Raw genomic sequence first — 17,218 nt, forward strand, 5'->3', positions numbered from 1 at the left:
GTAATTCTCCTATCGACGCCGTGAACGTCCCGCTTGCTTTCCTCGGCCAGTTCGACTCGATCCTCTCCGACTACCGCTCTTCTTCTTCGACGGGGAGAAATCCTGATCCAGATTGGGTTCATATCCGGGTAACCACTGTTGCATCAGCGGAGTGTCGAGAATTTTATGAACTTCATCAAGCAACCATGTTTCATCAGCACTTAACAATGTGATTGCCAAGCCCGTTTCGCCCGCTCTGCCGGTGCGGCCGATACGGTGGATATAATCTTCAGCATTATGCGGCAGCTCATAGTTGATCACATATTTCAGTTGTTGAATATCTAAACCACGGGATGCGACATCGGTGGCCACCAACACCCGGATGGTGCCATTCTTAAATCCTTCAAGCGCCCGTTCGCGCGCTCCCTGAGACTTATCGCCATGTATCGCTTCGGTTTTTAAACCGTCTTTACACATCTCTTTCGCCAGGTCATCGGCACCTTGTTTGGTGCGGGTAAACACCAGCACCTGTTGCCAGTTATTGGCACCGATAAGGTATGAGGTGATCTCACGTTTACGCTGTTTATCCACCTCATAGGCGATCTGTTTAACCTGGCTGGCGGCGGTATTACGCTCGTCTACTTCGATCAGGATCGGGCTGTTCAGCAGCTGTTGGCTGAGTTTGAATATGGCATCATCAAAGGTAGCGGAAAACAGCAGTGTCTGGCGGCTATCCGGTACTGAGCGCAAAATCCGTTTGATATCATCGATAAAACCCATATCCAGCATCCGGTCGGCTTCATCCAGCACAAAGAACGCCAACTGGCTCAGGACGATTGCCTCGCGGGAGAGCAGATCAATCAGCCGGCCTGGCGTTGCCACCAGTATATCAACCCCCTGTTCGATAGCCTCCAGCTGGGGGTTGATGCTGACGCCGCCATAGGCGATCACAGTGTGCAGTGGCAGATATTGACCGTAGCGCCTGAAGCTCTGTCCCACCTGCTGCGCCAGTTCCCGGGTGGGTGTCAGAATCAGCGCTTTAACCACCGGTGCAGGTGTCTTCCTGTCTCCCAGTGCATGCAGAATGGGTAGGGCAAACGCGGCGGTTTTCCCGGTGCCGGTCTGCGCGCCCGCCATCAGATCCTGATGTTTTAAAACAGCGGGAATCGCTTCCTTTTGAATCGGGGTGGGCTGGTGATAGCCTTTTTCTTCGACGGCCTGCAGCAGAGCGGGGTGTAAACCAAATGATGCGAAACTCATGACCTGTGCCTTAACGTTTAAACAGGCGCGAGTTTAGCAGATCGGTTATCGATTTGCGGCTGAAAAATAGGGCAGAGTATAAAGCTGGAAAAAACAGGCCAGAATGGAGTCACACTGGCCGGCTAGCAGTTACAGATAGCTGAACAGAACCCCCAGGGTTTGGTGAACCTTATTCACCCAGACTTTACTTCGTTGCCGTTCCATAATGCCGAGGTGTTCGACTTCGCTGTCTTTCAGGTTCGCTGCTGCCCAGAAACTCAGTCCAAGTTTTTCGATCTTCTGCATGGTGGAGGTGTGCAGAGCGGGGATATAGAACTGGTAGAGCGGCATGCTCTCCCGGTCTGAGTTCTGCAGCTGGGGCAGCGCTTCAATATTGGAGAAGTCGCTGCCTCGGCCCTGATTCTTAGCGACCAGAACGGTAAACTGATCATTATATTTCGTAAGAAAGTTATCCAGCAGTTTGACTGAATCGGGCCCGCTGTCGACGGCATACCAGTATGCCAGCTTGATACCCATCTCTTCACACATCTCGATGACACCGTTTTCCTCAATCCAGCGATCGAGGAAACGCTCACTTTGTGCCGGCAGGTCGATTAGAATATTGCAATCGTTCTCTAGCGCCAGCTCCATGATCTGGTCAATACTTTCAAAGTGATCCAGGTTGATGGGGCGGGTATAATCCTGGTAGTAGCGACTCAGGGTCGGGTGGGACTGATCTGCATCCAGGCCAATATAGGGCATGGCGTTATCCAGAAAATATTGTGATAGCAGGCGCGACAGTACCGATTTGCCAACCCCACCTTTTTCGCCACCGACAAAGTGAATCATACTCATGAATTGTTTACCTGTAATGATCGTTTGTGAAAACCTGCAGTATAAAATGCGCTAATGAAAAATGTATTTCAACCTATTGTATTGATAGTTGTTTTTTTTCTGCTAAAAACGTTGACGTTGCACTAAATCAGGGCGTGCAGGCTGCCTTTTCCGGTTTCTGGACAATAAAGTACGCATGCAATTCGGGGTGCTGGTCAAACTCCAGGTGGCGGCAGATACAATCTGAGGCGTCAATCACTTTCAGGAATCCGGGGATGCCTAAGGTGGAGTAATAAACTTCAGGCCCCATAAAACTATCGGTATTCTCGTCAGGATTATCGGTGGCACCGCAGGAAAAAATACACACGCCTCCGGGGTTAAGGCCATTAAACAGTTTGCTCAGGAGCGCTTCCTGTTGTTCAAGAGGAACGTGCCAGATGCTGTCCCAGGCGGTGATAAAATCATAGCTTTGCGGCAGCACCCACTGACAGATATCCTGATGGTGAAAGCGGATCTGCGGATGGCGTTGTCGGGCCAGCCTGATCATCTCATCTGAGATATCCACGCCTTCAATTGCGAAGCCTTTTTCCAGCAGCAGATCGATAAATCTACCGGTACAGCCGCAACCCACATCTAACGCTGTTCGCTGCTGTTGCGTGAAGGCAATCGCCCGCTCATGTTGGGCAATACCATTTGTACGGTTGAACTTATCGCTTTGCCACAGATGAGTGATGCCGTTGTAAGCCTGGCCAATCTCTTTGGGAGTCATGTTTTTCTTCATGAAACTGAGTGCTAATGATAATTATCAGAGTGATTATTGAGTTGATCGCCGAAGAAAAAAACTTTTTCTACACGCGCGCTCCGCCAGATTCTGTCAGGGTTACTATGGACTATTTCTACCGGTATTAATACACCGATTGCACCATCCATTAACCGCCCTGGCCGTTTGGTTCTACAGGCAAAAGGTCAGCAAAGATAAAGTTATCACGGGTAACAATTTCTCCAATACTGATCTCTATTTTGCTGCGGAACATGGGGCCATTTCGCAGTCTAAAAACGGAATGGGTACCTGATACAGGCTATCGCAGTTTTACCGAAGCGAAACGTTCGATCATCGACTACATTGTTGGGTATTACAGTCCGATCAGACCGCACTCATTTAACGGAATGAGGTCGCCAGATCGAGCAGAAAAGGCATATTGGAAAACTTATGAACTGTGGCTAGTTTTAGTTGACCACTACAAACCAATCTAATCAGAGATGCCTAAAGAAATTATCTTTTCGTAGATAGTTTTCTTAACCCCTGAATCTTTGTATGCACCCGCCAGATCTGACATAAGACCAGCATCAAACAAGGCGGCATCAGCCTCTGTAAATGAAAGATTCTCTTTTTGGTCGGCATCAAAAATTTTGCTTATTTTCTTAACCAGATGCCTATTAGCTTTTTGATTCTCACTATATGACTTACGGGTAAGGTAATATGTATTGCCTGCCAATCGCCCCTGGTATTCAGCATCACTTTTCGATTTCTTGTTTTCCCCGACATAAGAAATTGATTCGTTTCTTGTCATCCGACCTTCAGTTAACCATGCAGTCAACTGTTCTTTAAAAGTATTCGTTGCAGATGAAACATATTGCATGTCAGGGATAAGACAGATAGCTGTATTGTTAATACTAAAGACCTTTTGAATTTGCCCTCCTTCCATATGGAACAAATACAGCGTATCACTCAGCCTGAAGTCATTATCTATGGTGTGGATTACGTTCGCCAAAGCAGGAGCAGAAGAGAGAGCAGATGTAAGAGTCCCAGCATAACTTGAATGTTCTGAATAACGCATTAAGTAAGGTACGATACCGCCCACTTTTGCCTTTATGAATTTGTCATCAAAAATTATCTCTGGACGACTAAACGTCATCTCATCTTTGAGTGCTATCTTATAGAGCATCATAGAGAAGTTTGATGTAGGAGACTTCGTTTGACCTTTATGCTTCCAGCTTAAAGATCCCATAACAAGAAGCTCTATTTCTTTATCACATTGAACACCTTCTGCTTCAATTTTCCGACTAAAGGTGTCCTGGCAGATCCAACGCTTTGCTAAATTCTCAATTACAACTCTAACAAGCTCATGCCCACTACCAGCTATGGCTGTATGCGATAAGAATTGAACAGATGAAGGTGATCCTTTTCTGAGAGATTCTTTCTTGAAGCGACCATAATCATCAAGACCATCATCATTGGAAGATGATTTCCAATAATGGTCTTCATCAGGCATTACACCAATAACAAGATCTAGGTGGCTGAAGCATGTCCCGTATTCGAATTCCTTTAACCCGAATCCATAAGGGCTGCCATCAAAGAAGCTGGCAAGGTTCTCCCTCAAAAAATCGCCAATATATTCGCGCTGATTCTGGAGAGACGTATCAACTGTGTAACAAATTTCAATGACATTATTGTTTAAAACGATCTCTGAAAGATCCATTCCCAATGGGTATTGGGTCAAAGAACGTGATTGCTGATATTCTGACTTGATAGCAATTTCTTTGTAGTTCTCAAACCTTTCCCGTCTAAAGGCGATACCTGCGTCTTTCAGCAGGGCTTCAAGAAGGCCATTCCACATAACTTCATTGATCATGCGGGTATTTAATTGCTTCGCTACATTTTCTTGAATCTTGCTAGGGTCTTGGGACAACGCTAATCCAAGGTAGTGCTTGTAAGGTAGTTTTTTGGAGTCCTTGAAGCTTTTCAGTTTTAGATCGGTTGTATCGAACCAGGTTAATCCTGTTTCAGCATTTGAGAATCTCAGAGATTCTAATCGCTTTTTTGCATCTAACGATGTTTGTGGGTTACGAACATACAGCACAATTTGATTATCAGAATCCTGGACTTGTGCCAGCTCAACCTTAAAAAGGGTCTTATCCCAAGAGTAATATAGTTTTTCTCTGGCAAAACTGAGAAGAGCATACTCATCCAGATCTGATGCCTTAATGCTTGTCAGTTCATGACGTATCCCATAAACAGCTAGGCACATCCTAAGAAGAGGTAAGCTGAATCTGAATGTCAGCTCGTTACAACGTTGTGGGATAGCTCTTTTAAATGAATTTAAACGCCTATGGTAAGTTGGCAGTTTATCTTCTGAGATGAAGTTATTGCCGAAGGTGATGCTAATCCCATGAGCTTTTCCATCATTGATAAAAAACGAAACACACCCAATGTTTGAAACTAAATCTTGAGTGTTTTCACTCATGCTACGGATCTCATCCTGTACCTTGGCCTTTAACAAGGCTGTAGCAGTCTTATAATCACTACAAGGCACTGAAACTGGCAGTACCAAAAGGTTAAGGCTAGTAGAATTCTCAATAAGCCAATCAATCAGATTGGCGTTGAAGTTACCTACATCTTGAATGGCAATGTTATTTTGAAAGTATGACTTAGACATTGCTTTACATCCCCGCAAAGTGATCAGCTAGGTAAGCCGCAATAGTTTGTGGCTTATCCAGTGCAGATAATAGAAACAAGTTCTTGCTTTGAGTGGTGGCTTTAAGGCCTACGTTAGAATCACTCCGATCAACTGTATTAATAGCTATCAGGTGAACATCGTAACCCTCAAATACGGACTCTATCGTTTTAAGATGGCTTGCCAGTTTGTATAGGAGTACTTCGTTACGTTTGGCATCTTCAGGTGTTCGAATCATATGATAGCCAATAGAGGCATAATGTTTGGCATCCAGAGCCAGAACTTTATTGCCTTGAACAATGAAGTTATCGGCCCATTCATAACAGGCCCTGGCCTGGTCTGAATTCTTACGATTCAAATGCTTATTTTCAGGATTCCTGGAAAGAATCTCGATCACTGATTTCAGTACATATTCGCCATAGTTACCTGCCAAGTCAGGAATAAACCAAGAGCATGGATACATAAATCCATCTGGCACTCTTGTTACATAAGGATTTTGCAGGTTCTGGCTTTTAATAGACAATGACTGTTCAAAGTCAGCAGCATGTTCAAGCAGTCCAATTAGACGTTTTTTAGAGATTTTTTGGTTAAAATTCTTTGGTTCAAAGTCATGAATCTCTACAGGACTCTTAACAAAGAGCGTGAGAATGAATTTTGCCATTTGATCCTGGATAGGCTCAGGCAATTTAACCAATGCTTCTTTCAGCTCAACTAAATAAGATTCTGCGCCTTCAGTCCAAGGAAGTTCAGACCTGAACACTTCATAGAAATCAATCAGTTTGCTAACAGTTTCTGGCTTGTAAGTGGATTCACTTGGATTTCTGAGATCCTGATGAGCTTGTAGCATTATAGACTTACCATTATCAAAGATTCTGTGCTCTGGTGATTTCTTGCTAGTTTGCTCTGATGATTCGCTTGAGTCTTCAGAATGATAATCAATCTGATCAATGATGGAGTTTGCCAGGGTGCCATTTGCATAGGACATGCTTCCAACGACACGGTCAATCTCTTCATCATTAAGATTGCTGATAACTGCTGTAATACCATCTTTAAGGACATCATATGCTTCAGGACAAAGATAGATGTTCTGAGATTGGGATGCATTGGTACGCTCTATACGACCAATACCTTGTTGGAGCGTACTGAAGATAGAAAGGTGGTGCTGCTCATCAAAATACTCAAATGCCTCCTGATCTGTGTTCCGTGTGGCCAGGTCTACCTGGTCACTCATAAACAGCTCTTCAGGATTATCATGCCCTTTACGTGCAAGATACTCGATATAGTAATAATAGAGATCGCATTCAGTGAAATAGCGCTTTTGCGCTTGTACGCGATTTAATGAGTCCTCAACGATAGGCTGGTTAACCTCTGAATAGAATGGAGCTGCGCAAATGTATAAATGATCCAGATCTTTTGGTTCAAGCTTCAACTCTTTCGAGGAGGTTTGTTGCTCGTTCCCATGTGCGAACATGTGCCCCTGAGGATCATCTTTACTGGAGATCTTAGCTTTTGGAGGTGCAACTTTGTCCACAATTAAGTTTATCCCCCTGGCAGCGGAGACATAAGCACTGACGATGATGACATTGTTCCCATGAGCACTTGAGAGCAAGTAATCCATAGGATTAAAGTTCGGTGAGCTTGCCTCTTTTACAGGGTCTTGAGGCCTGCTATTCGGTAATAATAGCTTCTTCAGCTTGTACTCATCTGAGTGTGGATTGTATATGGCGGTCTTGAGAATCTTCTTCAGAGCTTTTTCAAAAGGAGATGAATAACATACGACAATCGTATTTGATGTTCCGTGCTCCTTATTAAATGGACTACTTACCCCCCAGCGGTTCGCATTGTTAGCGTGGTTTGTAATTTGAAATACCCCATAGCCTGTGGCTTGATCTGTGTTGTCGGTGGAGGGCCGATGATTAAGATAGGGAGTGATGAAGTAGGGACTGCCATTTACACTGACTGAGTGGATTTGAGCAGCATACGTTAAGGCTCTCAGTACGTTCTTATGCGTTTGAGCCAGGGCCAGAGCGAAGGTAGGAGACTGTGAGTCATTCTCCAATGCCTTACTTATGGCAATCATGACATTATCCAACTCTTTATGCTTGTGCTTGTTCATAGCAGCGAGCTGGGCAATATTTGAGCTTATAGAATCAATACTATCAGAACGGATTTTTTTAATTAGATAGCCGATCTCTGACATCAGGGATTTTCTGAAGCTTGGCTCATCCAACTCAATTAGGAGCTGAGAATTAATGTTCTTAAACTCAGCCCTTTCGTTCTGCTTGATGTTAGTAAGCAAGTAATCTTCCTTGCTCATTTCAACAAAAACGGCCTTCGTTCCTTCTAAAAGCTTTCTAAGTGCCACCAGAGAAAAAGCTGAGATATGGTTGTTCTCGAAGCCACCTGTTGCACTCATTACGAAAATGCCGTTGATTCTCTTTTCGTTGTCCACAAGATCAACCAGGTATTTCTCTGCTGATTGAGACCTGAAGGACGTTGGAAAAGCGACGTGATGAAGACCGTTCTTAATGGGATAGTTGCTGTTTTCAATCTGAACCATGCCATAGATCGTGTGACCTTTCTTATAGCTGAAATCCATATCAATTGGCGTAGACACAGCTGAAGAAAAGGATTTCACATCATCGTTAACCAGGGCCGCAATCTCTTTACCATCAGAGAATGCTTCGGAGAATAAATCATTGGTGATTCGATGAGTAATCCTAATGGATGCTTTAGCAGCATCTGTATGCAGGGGAAGGTCACTGTTTCCATCCTGGCGGAATGGCGCACCCACCCCTGAGAAAGGAGCCGATTCACTGTAGTACTTGTTCATCAGCTTTTGGAATTTGGTCTTATCATTTTCTGCAATACATTCATTGAAGCTGAGTGATTGATTAATATCACTGGACTCTCCCCCAATACCTTTAAGTATCAGTCGAAAATACAAATAACACTCTGAAATCAGCAGCATGAAGTAGGAAAGAGGAAGAGAAGGGAAAGGAATATCTTTCGCACGATCAGCTTCAGTAATTCTGAATGAATTGCCCATGCTTACAACGATAAAATTATCGATGTTTTTTGAGCCTGTGAAGCCATACATTTCCCCACCAAAAGCCGCTGTCGTATTGAAAACCTGGGCATCAACTGACTGTTCTACAGTACAGTACGGAGCTGTGAGTGCGTTTTTCAGGAAGCTATTAATTTTTTCCATGATCTCAGAAGGATCACTTTCACCATTAAGATGTTTCCACTCACAGTTGATCAATGACTGGTATATCTTGCCCCTGGCTTTTAGAAGAGCCTCTTTTGAAAGCATACGAGGCACTGAGTCGTCGTTATAGATGTCTCTGAAAATATCCACCAGCGAGCGCTCAGGCTGTCTTTCGACCAGCTGTGACAAGAAGGTGTGTGACTCATTTAGAAGCACATCACCCACCTCTTTACTGAATGCTCCTATCGCTTGGATCAGCTCTGCATCTTCTACATTCCGTGATAATTCTTTCGAGATTACCTCCTTAGATGCATCTGATTCATCAATAAAGAAGGTGTAGTTAGCACAGAAGATTTTCGAAAGAACGTTATCTGTATGACTAACAACAGTATTCGTATCACTAGCATTATCGAATATTTCAGCTGCTTTAGTGTTTATTGAACTTCGATCAGACACAATCTCACGTATATCGACAGGCCTGTTGCCCCATCGAATTATGTTTTTTGTCTTCATAATTCTAGGGGCCAAAACACTGTGCTTAGTCATGAACTTTTTAATCGTCATGGCCAAGATAAAGAAACGACTGTCTGATGTCTGAATATGTAAGAATGGATGGAAAGATGAGCTAACTTCACGGAACTTCTTATAAGACTGATCAGATAGATTTTCCTTTAGACTCTTTCGAAAAGGCTCATTGGTATAAGAATGTTTAGTTAGGAGAACCAGAGATGACGTAATCTTTTCCATCGCTTTAACGATGCGATCTTTTGATCGATTAGCCTCTTCTTCATTTTCCTGCTCTTTAATGAAAGTCAGATCTTCATCGATATCATCAGAAATATTTGATTTAGGGCTATCTTCATCAGCCTGGAACTTTGATCCTTTACCCTGCTCTTGCTCTATTCGGCCAATTTGGTACCGAATCGTTTTAAGTTTTAATGCCAAATCAATAGGGTTAGTTGAGTCGCTACGGTCTATGGCACGATCTATGGTTGTGCAAATTTTAATCAGGTCGTTATAAAGGTTGTTTAGCTTATCTGTAGGCGTCTTGATCAAGTCCTTAGCGATATCATAGGAGTTCATCTCCTGCTCAATGTTAGACAGTGCCATTGCCGATATCGGCCTGACCTTAACCACATCGCATCCAGCGTCCTGAAGCTTTTTGACTATTCTGTCATCAAACGAAATCTGGTTATGTTGGGGGGCTGTATAGAAAAAGATGTGAGGTGTTTCATCCCCTTTCTCTGTTTTGGATTTGACGAACTCAAGCGCAGCAAAGATCGCAGACCAACTCTTACCTAGACCTGTCCCTGAACTCACACTTTTGACAAAGGATATCGACTCATTCAGTGGTTTTAGGTACACGTCAGCCAAGCTGGTCGTCTTCTTTTTAAGAACCATTCCATTTCTCCCAGGCATAGCTATGCCTCACGATTTTTCTCGTGGAAAAAATTATTCATTTAATCAAATATGCTTAATAAACTGATCTGCACGTCGCTCAGGATCGCCCAGCCCAAATGTAAATATAGTGTCGGCTTTATTAAGTGTCAATAGTATTGATTTATAAGTTAATATCTCACCTTAATTCTAAAACGACTATTACGGTTGTTGCCTGGATTCTCGTTATATCACTTGTCATACCAGCTTTTCAGCAATGTAAATATGTGTGAGATCGAATCTCAATCTCAACTTACATCATCAGGTGAGTTAATCGACGGGTGAAATATAATGGTTGTATATCGTATCTATGCGATATATGTTTCGCCTTATCACAATTGATAAATATAGCCGCTAATTATGTTAATCATAAAACAGTAACAAGGAATCAGATGAGCTCTGCTGAACTCGATGAAATGATCAAAGCCCTGTCACACCCGGTTCGCAGGGATATATTGAACTGGCTGAAGCAACCCGAACGGTTCTTTGCAGATCAGCAGCACCCTCTGAGTTTTGGTGTCTGTGCCGGTATGATCGATCAGAAGGCCGGCTTGTCTCAGTCTACTATTTCAGCCCATCTGGCAACCCTGCAACGTGCTGGTTTTATCAGCAGCAAGAAAGTAGGGCAGTGGAATTTTTTCACGCGCAATGAAGCGGTGATTCAGCAATTTCTCACCCGCTTGAACGAGCAACTATAAGCGCAAGCATTAACAGGAGGTACCGATGCCAACCCTATTTGATTCTCTGACCCTGGGTGATCTTACCCTGAAAAACCGTATTGTCATGGCGCCTTTAACCCGTTGCCGGGCTGATGAAGGCCGGGTGCCAAATGGGTTAATGGCAAAATATTATGCTCAGCGAAGTAGTGCGGGTCTGATTCTGACTGAAGCAACCTCCGTCACGCCGATGGGAGTCGGTTATCCTGATACCCCCGGCATCTGGTCTGATGAACAGGTGGAGGGCTGGAAACAGGTAACCGATGCGGTACACCAGGCCGGAGGTCTGATCTTTCTTCAGTTATGGCATGTCGGCCGTATCTCTGATCCTGTGTACCTGAACGGTGAACTGCCCGTTGCCCCCAGTGCAGTAAAACCCGAAGGCAATGTTAGCCTGGTGCGCCCCAAAAAAGCGTATGTTGAGCCCCGGGCACTGGCCCTGGATGAGATCAAAGAGATTGTCGAAGCCTACCGTCAGGGCGCGGTTAATGCCAGGGCTGCAGGTTTTGATGGTGTACATATTCACGGTGCCAACGGCTATCTGCTGGACCAGTTTCTGCAGGATAAAACGAATCTGCGTGATGATGAGTATGGAGGCTCGCTGGAAAACCGTGCCCGTCTGATGCTGGAGGTGACCGACGCCTGTATTGGTGTCTGGGGTAAAGATCGGGTTGCTGTACATCTGGCTCCCCGGATGGATGCCCACGATATGGGCGACTCTAATCCACGGGAGACCTTTGGTTATGTCGCCTCTGAACTGGGTAAGCGGGGTATCGCATTTATCTCAACCCGCGAGATGGAGGGTGACGACAGTCTGACGCCCTATTTAAAGCAGTTGTTTGGTGGCCCGGTGATCGCTAATGAGAAGTTCACCAAAGCGCAGGCGAATCAGTGGCTGGCGGAAGGTAAAGCGGATGCCGTTGCATTTGGGATTCCCTTTATTGCTAACCCTGATCTGCCAACACGACTGCAACAGGATGCTGAACTGAATCCACCTCGTTTCGAACTGTTCTACGGTCCGGGGGCTGAGGGGTATACCGATTATCCCGCGCTTGGCTAACAGGTCAGTCGTAGTGAAAACGCCTGCTATGTGCAGGCGTTTTGCTGTCAGGCGGGTAACTGACTGTCCTATTGTACCCCGACCTGGGGTATAGTGTGCTCCGGTTAAAATAGTGTCACTTTCTGTCTCACCGAAAAGATAAAACAGCGTTATGGAAAATAATATTCTGGCTTCAATCCAGTGGCTGCAACTGTTTGGCAGTACTCCTCTGGAGATTATTGCCACTGTCAGTGCCATTCTTGGGGTGGTTCTGATTGCACGGCAAAATATTCTCGGCTGGCCGCTGGGTATTCTCTGGGCGTCTATCTCCGCCTGGCTGGCGATAACCGAATGGCAACTGGTGTCTGATGGCATCCTCTATCTTTCCTATATTCCCATTCAGCTGTACTGCTGGATGGTGTGGATCAAACGAGGGGCTGCAGTAGAGCAGGGGGCGTTTGTGCCACAATGGTTATCGCAGAGACAGCAACAGTTACTGGTTGTTATCGTTGTACTTGCTATTCTCGGGTGGGGGCTGAGTATCTCTCTGCTGGCTGAAAAGGTTAGCTGGATCCCCCAGCCTTCGCTGTTATGGCTGGATTCAGTGACCACCGTGTTAAGTTTTTTTGCTCAGTTTCTTCAGGCCCGTAAACGGATGGAAAACTGGGTCGGCTGGTGCATTGTGAATGTGCTGGGTATCTACATCTACTGGATTAAAGCAGCGCCGATCTATTCATTTCAATACGCCATCTTTTTGGGACTGGGGATCTATGGCTGGATTCAATGGCAGAGGTCGCAACGGTTCGCGCTTGCTGTCGCTGGAAATAGTTAGTGCGGATTGTGATAACGGGGGCGGAGTCGTCCGGTAAAAGCACGCTGACTGAACATCTGGCCAGACTGTTGAATCTGCCCTTTGCCCTTGAGTATGCTCGTTATTATCTTGAGCAGCATGGCCCGGCGTATGATCTTGGGTTGCTGAGCCGTTTGAGTGTGATGCATCAGCAATATCAGCAGCGTGAAGTGAGTTGCGCTACTCCGCTGGGGATTTTTGATACGGATCTGATCAACTATAAGATCTGGGCTGAAGAGGTGTTTGGTTGCTGTCCACCGATTATCAGTGCCGGGATCGCTCAGGAGTCATCCCATGTGTATCTGGTATGTAAACCTGATCTGCCCTGGGAACCAGATCCCCTGCGGCAAAACCCGGATGACCGGGAGCGGCTCTATGAGCGTCATCTGTTGGAGATTCAGCGGCTCAATCGTCCCTTTGAAATAGTTGAAGGCAGGGGTGAGCAGCGGTTGGTCAATGCGGAAGTGGCTGTCAGGCGTCTTATCGGTCAGTAAATCACGTGCTTACAGGCATAAAAAAACGCACCGGGGTGCGTTTTTAAACGTTATCTGACTGAATCAGAAATCAAACTTAGATGCCGTGTAAATCTGGAATGCTTTTTCCCAGATTTCGCCAACTTCACCGTTGCCGACAGGCTTGCCGTCCAGTTTAGTCACCGGCGCTATCTCTTTCGAAGAGGAGGTGATCCACAGTTCATCTGCGTTGCGCACTTCATCCATGGTTACGGTACGCTCTTCAATTTTCAGAGAGCCGTCCGCTTTGATGCTGTCGATGATGATGCGACGGGTGATACCTGGCAGGATCTGGTTGTCCTGAATCGGTGTGATGATGACGCCATCCTTTACGATGAAAGCGTTGCAGGAGCTGCCTTCAGTTAACTCGCCTTTGGCATTGTACAGCAGCGCTTCGTCGTTGCCGGTAGAGTAACCTTCCTGAAAGTGGATAACGTTACCCAGCAGCGCGGTCGATTTGATGTGACAACGCTGCCAGCGCAGATCTTCAGTTGAGATCATGCTGTACTGATGCACCCTGGTACGATCAACCGGTTCAGGGTCTTTGATACCAAAGGTAAAGCAGAAAATTGTTGGTTCTACACCTTCCGGGTAAGCGTGGTAACGCTTAGTGTCTGTGCCACGGGAAACGTGAACGTAGACCCCCAGGTTTTCGCCCTGATCGCTGTTTTTGGCGATCAGATCGTCCAGCAGGGTTTTCCACTCGTCTGCAGTGTGGTTGTTTTTGATCTCAATGGCAGCCAGACCATTGATCATACGGTTGATATGAGGCATCAGACCTACAGATTTACCGTTGTAGTATGGAATAACTTCGTAGATACCGTCACCAAACAGGAAGCCGCGATCCAGTGGGGAGATGCGGGCTTCTTCTAGTGGCAGGTATTCGCCATTCAGGTAAGCAATGCTCATATTAACCTTCCTTAAACGTATTATGGACCCTGCCGACAAGCTGTCACAGGTGATATACCAATGACAGTATAGTTGTATTGCTAGGGTCCGAATTAATTAACACGGGGGGCCGCAAAAAAAATCCTCAATCGATCTGAGGGCAGTTCCCGGGTCATGAGATTGTGCCGTTAACCAGGCCGGGCTTATGGCTATGGGCTGATAATTAACGACAATCTTACTTTTTGAGTTGATCGCAGTTTCTTAGAAAAGTGGAATAGTTGCAATAGCTGGAAAAAGATAAGAATAATAATCTGATATAGTATGAATTTCAGGGTTTAATATTGATATTTCTCTATTTTTAGCGATAAATCCTGCGGTTAATATGGGGTGGGTTACCTCTCCATCCTGCTCTTATGTGCGCCTGATAATGATTTCCCGGCCACTTTTAGCCAATAGCTGGGGCAGAATTCTGTCATCATCCAGTCGCCAGCAGGCGCAAAATGCCAGTTCCGGCGGTTGGGGACCGGGGCTGAATATTGTCAGTCGTCCCTGCTGCAGATGAGTACGGAGCACCGGTTCGGGCAGCAGTGCTACGCCTGCCCCTTCAAGCGTGAGAGTCAACAGGTTTGCCACCGAACTGCAGGTATGAAATACCGGTGTTTCCTCCAGCGGCCGGAACAGTTGCTGGAGGTAATCCCAGGGGCGGGTGTCCCGGGGAAAACTGAGGATCGGGGAGCGTCCCAGCTCGGCGATGCTACTGACCGGGTTATCAGCCAGCCTCTGAGGGGTCGCAACCCAGTGCTGAGGATAGCTGCACAGCGGTTCTGTCACCAGTTCTGGCAGGTTGCTGTGCCCCGCAACCATCAGCGCCAGATCGAGTTCGTGCTCCTGTAGCTGACGCATCAGCGTCAGCGTGACATCGCTGATCAGCTCGAATGACATCAGCGGGTGTTGTTGCTGCCAGTGCTGTAAAAGGGGGGCCAGATAGAGGTGTGCCAGCGTGTCTGTGATACCGATCCGCAGGGTTCCCTTCTGTGGGTTTTCATCGCAGATCTGCTGTTTCATCTCCTGACTGATTGCCAGAAGTTTCTCTGCGTAAGGCAGAAGCTGAACGCCCCGGGCGGAGAGCCGGGTGCCACTCTTATCCCGGATAAACAGCTGTGCTCCCAGTTCCTCTTCCAGGGCATGGATTCGGGCTGAGATCGCCGGTTGAGTGGCATGCAGCTGCTGGGCTGCGGCATGAAAACTTCCCAGGCGGGCTACTTTGACAAAGGTGTTAAGGTTTCTCAGACGCATAGTTGCAGGGCTCAGCAGATATTGGTGTCACTATATAGGAGCAGCGTTTTACATAGAAGCCTGGATTTTGTTGCAGGCTTCGACAGGGTTTCACCGGTTAGCAGTTGGACAGTGGCAGCCGGGTGGAAAATTTGATCTCTTCCATCGCAAAACTCGAGGTAACATCGGTCAGGCCATCGACTTCACTGATCAGCTTTTTATAGAAACGGTCGAAGGATTCGATATCCCGGGTCGCTACCCGCAGCAGATAGTCCCACTCTCCGGCCATCCGGTAGCACTCCATCACTTCATCGAACCGGCTTATTGAGTGCGCAAAGCGCGTTAACCACTGCTCTTCATGTTGCTGGGTTTTTATATGGACAAATACGGAGACCCCTGCGCCTACTTTGGCGCTGTCGAGCAGGGCCACCCGGGCTTTGATGACGCCGTTCTCTTCCAGGCGTTTGATGCGCTTCCAGCAGGGGGTTGTCGAAAGGTTAACCCGTTCAGCTATTTCCGCTACCGGCAGGGTAATATCCTGTTGTAGCAGATTGAGAATCTTATTATCTATCGAATCCATGGAAAAATTATCTTATTTTTGCAAGTTATAGATAAAATTATTCTATAAATTCTCTTTTTTATCCAGCAGAAAGCAAAAAATATCTCTGCCTGCCCACGTATACTGTCTCCATTAATTGTTGATTAAAAGAGAGGCTTTCATGAGCGTCTGGACCGAACAGGCAGTGGCAAGAATTCAGGCTGATGCACAGCGCTCAGCCGACACCCATCTGATTAAACTGGAGCTCCCCGCACTGGCGGGGATCGATCTCTACCTGAAAGATGAAAGCAGTCATCCTACCGGAAGTCTCAAACATCGGTTGGCCCGCTCCCTGTTTCTCTACGCATTATGCAATGGTCAGATCAATCAGGGCACGACCGTGATTGAGGCATCATCTGGCAGTACTGCCGTGTCGGAGGCGTATTTCGCCCGTATGATCGGTGTACCCTTTGTCGCAGTCATGCCTCGTAAAACGGCCAAAGCAAAAATCAGACAGGTTGAGTTCTATGGTGGCCGGTGCCACTTTGTCGATTGTCCCACGCAGATGCATGAAGCGGCGGTGGTGCTTGCCGCTGAGTGCAATGGCCATTTTATGGATCAGTTCCGTTTTGCTGAGCGGGCCACCGACTGGCGTGGCAACAGTAATATAGCCGAGAGTATCTTCCGGCAGATGAAACTGGAATCACATCCGGTACCGACAGCGATTGTGATGAGTGCCGGTACCGGTGGTACCACCGCCACCCTGGGGCGCTATATTCGCTATAAGGGGTTTAACACCACGCTGGTTGCGGTAGATCCTGAAAATTCGGTTTTCTATGATGTCTGGCAGACCGGTGATCGCAGTCTGGAGATTAGCCAGGGAAGCCGTATCGAAGGGATCGGTCGCCCCCGGGCAGAGGAATCGTTTCAACCAACGGTGATTGACCGGATGATGAGGGTTCCTGATGGCGCGTCGGTCGCGGCGATGCTCTGGCTGGAACATCTCTGTGGTCGCAAAGTGGGAGCCTCTACCGGCACTAATCTCTGGGGTATGCTGACGCTGGCGGCCGAGATGCATCAGCGGGGAGAGCAGGGGGCACTGGTCACCCTGATCTGTGATGGTGGCGAGCGCTATCTTGATAGTTACTATGATCCGGCCTGGGTTGCAGAAACGCTGGGCGATATCTCTGAGTATCAGTTACAGCTGAAAGGGGTGTTAGGGGGGAGATAGATTCAGGCTTGAAT

13 protein-coding genes and 1 pseudogene are annotated in these 17,218 nt (G+C 46.6%); 6 read left to right on the forward strand and 8 right to left on the reverse strand.

The window, feature by feature from the left end:
• Positions 1-9: 9 nt before the first annotated feature.
• The 3 genes from BMY09_RS02405 to BMY09_RS02415 all read right to left on the reverse strand — a co-directional run bounded on the left by BMY09_RS02405 (position 10) and on the right by BMY09_RS02415 (position 2,821).
• Positions 10-1,239, reverse strand: a complete 1,230-nt coding sequence (locus BMY09_RS02405) for a DEAD/DEAH box helicase (RefSeq protein WP_091353404.1) — start codon at positions 1,237-1,239, stop codon at positions 10-12.
• A gap of 129 nt (positions 1,240-1,368) precedes the next feature.
• Entirely contained in the window at positions 1,369-2,073 is a 705-nt protein-coding gene (locus BMY09_RS02410; RefSeq protein ID WP_091353407.1) for a P-loop NTPase family protein, read from the reverse strand.
• Between the two features lie 127 nt (positions 2,074-2,200).
• Positions 2,201-2,821 carry a class I SAM-dependent methyltransferase gene (locus tag BMY09_RS02415; RefSeq protein ID WP_091353409.1) on the reverse strand — a complete coding sequence of 207 codons (621 nt, stop codon included), beginning with the start codon at positions 2,819-2,821 and terminating at the stop codon, positions 2,201-2,203.
• Between the two features lie 272 nt (positions 2,822-3,093).
• On the opposite strand from BMY09_RS02415, the pseudogene BMY09_RS22305 reads away from it, so the two are divergent.
• Positions 3,094-3,306 (forward strand): annotated as a pseudogene (locus BMY09_RS22305) (hypothetical protein); the annotation flags it as partial.
• Here the strand turns inward: BMY09_RS22305 and BMY09_RS02420 are convergent.
• The gene (locus tag BMY09_RS02420) at positions 3,303-5,489 is read right to left on the reverse strand and encodes a hypothetical protein (protein WP_091353412.1); all 2,187 of its coding nucleotides are present in this window, start codon (positions 5,487-5,489) and stop codon (positions 3,303-3,305) included. The pseudogene BMY09_RS22305 and the gene BMY09_RS02420 sit on opposite strands and share 4 nt — an antisense overlap.
• Positions 5,490-5,493: 4 nt before the next feature.
• Positions 5,494-10,119, reverse strand: coding sequence for a hypothetical protein (locus BMY09_RS02425; RefSeq protein ID WP_091353414.1), 4,626 nt, complete (start codon positions 10,117-10,119; stop codon positions 5,494-5,496).
• A gap of 428 nt (positions 10,120-10,547) precedes the next feature.
• On the opposite strand from BMY09_RS02425, the gene BMY09_RS02430 reads away from it, so the two are divergent.
• The 4 genes from BMY09_RS02430 to BMY09_RS02445 all read left to right on the forward strand — a co-directional run bounded on the left by BMY09_RS02430 (position 10,548) and on the right by BMY09_RS02445 (position 13,254).
• The gene (locus BMY09_RS02430) at positions 10,548-10,853 is read left to right on the forward strand and encodes an ArsR/SmtB family transcription factor (protein WP_091353417.1); all 306 of its coding nucleotides are present in this window, start codon (positions 10,548-10,550) and stop codon (positions 10,851-10,853) included.
• Positions 10,854-10,878: 25 nt separating this feature from the next.
• Entirely contained in the window at positions 10,879-11,931 is a 1,053-nt protein-coding gene (locus BMY09_RS02435) for an alkene reductase (protein ID WP_091353419.1), read from the forward strand.
• A gap of 151 nt (positions 11,932-12,082) precedes the next feature.
• Positions 12,083-12,742, forward strand: coding sequence for a nicotinamide riboside transporter PnuC (gene pnuC, locus BMY09_RS02440; protein ID WP_091353422.1), 660 nt, complete (start codon positions 12,083-12,085; stop codon positions 12,740-12,742).
• On the forward strand, positions 12,742-13,254 hold the full coding sequence (locus BMY09_RS02445; protein WP_091353424.1) for an AAA family ATPase: 513 nt from the start codon (positions 12,742-12,744) through the stop codon (positions 13,252-13,254). The genes pnuC and BMY09_RS02445 overlap by 1 nt, the downstream gene beginning before the upstream one ends.
• A gap of 63 nt (positions 13,255-13,317) precedes the next feature.
• Here the strand turns inward: BMY09_RS02445 and BMY09_RS02450 are convergent, their stop codons facing one another.
• The 3 genes from BMY09_RS02450 to BMY09_RS02460 all read right to left on the reverse strand — a co-directional run bounded on the left by BMY09_RS02450 (position 13,318) and on the right by BMY09_RS02460 (position 16,015).
• The gene (locus tag BMY09_RS02450) at positions 13,318-14,181 is read right to left on the reverse strand and encodes an aminotransferase class IV (protein WP_091353427.1); all 864 of its coding nucleotides are present in this window, start codon (positions 14,179-14,181) and stop codon (positions 13,318-13,320) included.
• A 390-nt stretch (positions 14,182-14,571) separates the two neighbouring features.
• A complete protein-coding gene (locus BMY09_RS02455) occupies positions 14,572-15,456 on the reverse strand; it encodes a LysR family transcriptional regulator (RefSeq protein WP_091353429.1) in 885 nt (294 codons plus the stop codon).
• Between the two features lie 97 nt (positions 15,457-15,553).
• The gene (locus BMY09_RS02460; RefSeq protein ID WP_091353431.1) at positions 15,554-16,015 is read right to left on the reverse strand and encodes an Lrp/AsnC family transcriptional regulator; all 462 of its coding nucleotides are present in this window, start codon (positions 16,013-16,015) and stop codon (positions 15,554-15,556) included.
• 139 nt (positions 16,016-16,154) lie between these two features.
• Between BMY09_RS02460 and BMY09_RS02465 the strand changes: the two genes are divergently transcribed.
• Positions 16,155-17,204 (forward strand): PLP-dependent cysteine synthase family protein, encoded by a 1,050-nt coding sequence (locus tag BMY09_RS02465; protein ID WP_091353432.1) that lies wholly within the window; start codon positions 16,155-16,157, stop codon positions 17,202-17,204.
• Positions 17,205-17,218 lie beyond the last annotated feature (14 nt).

Origin of the sequence: Amphritea atlantica (assembly GCF_900111095.1) — a bacterium.
Classification (GTDB): domain Bacteria; phylum Pseudomonadota; class Gammaproteobacteria; order Pseudomonadales; family Balneatricaceae; genus Amphritea; species Amphritea atlantica.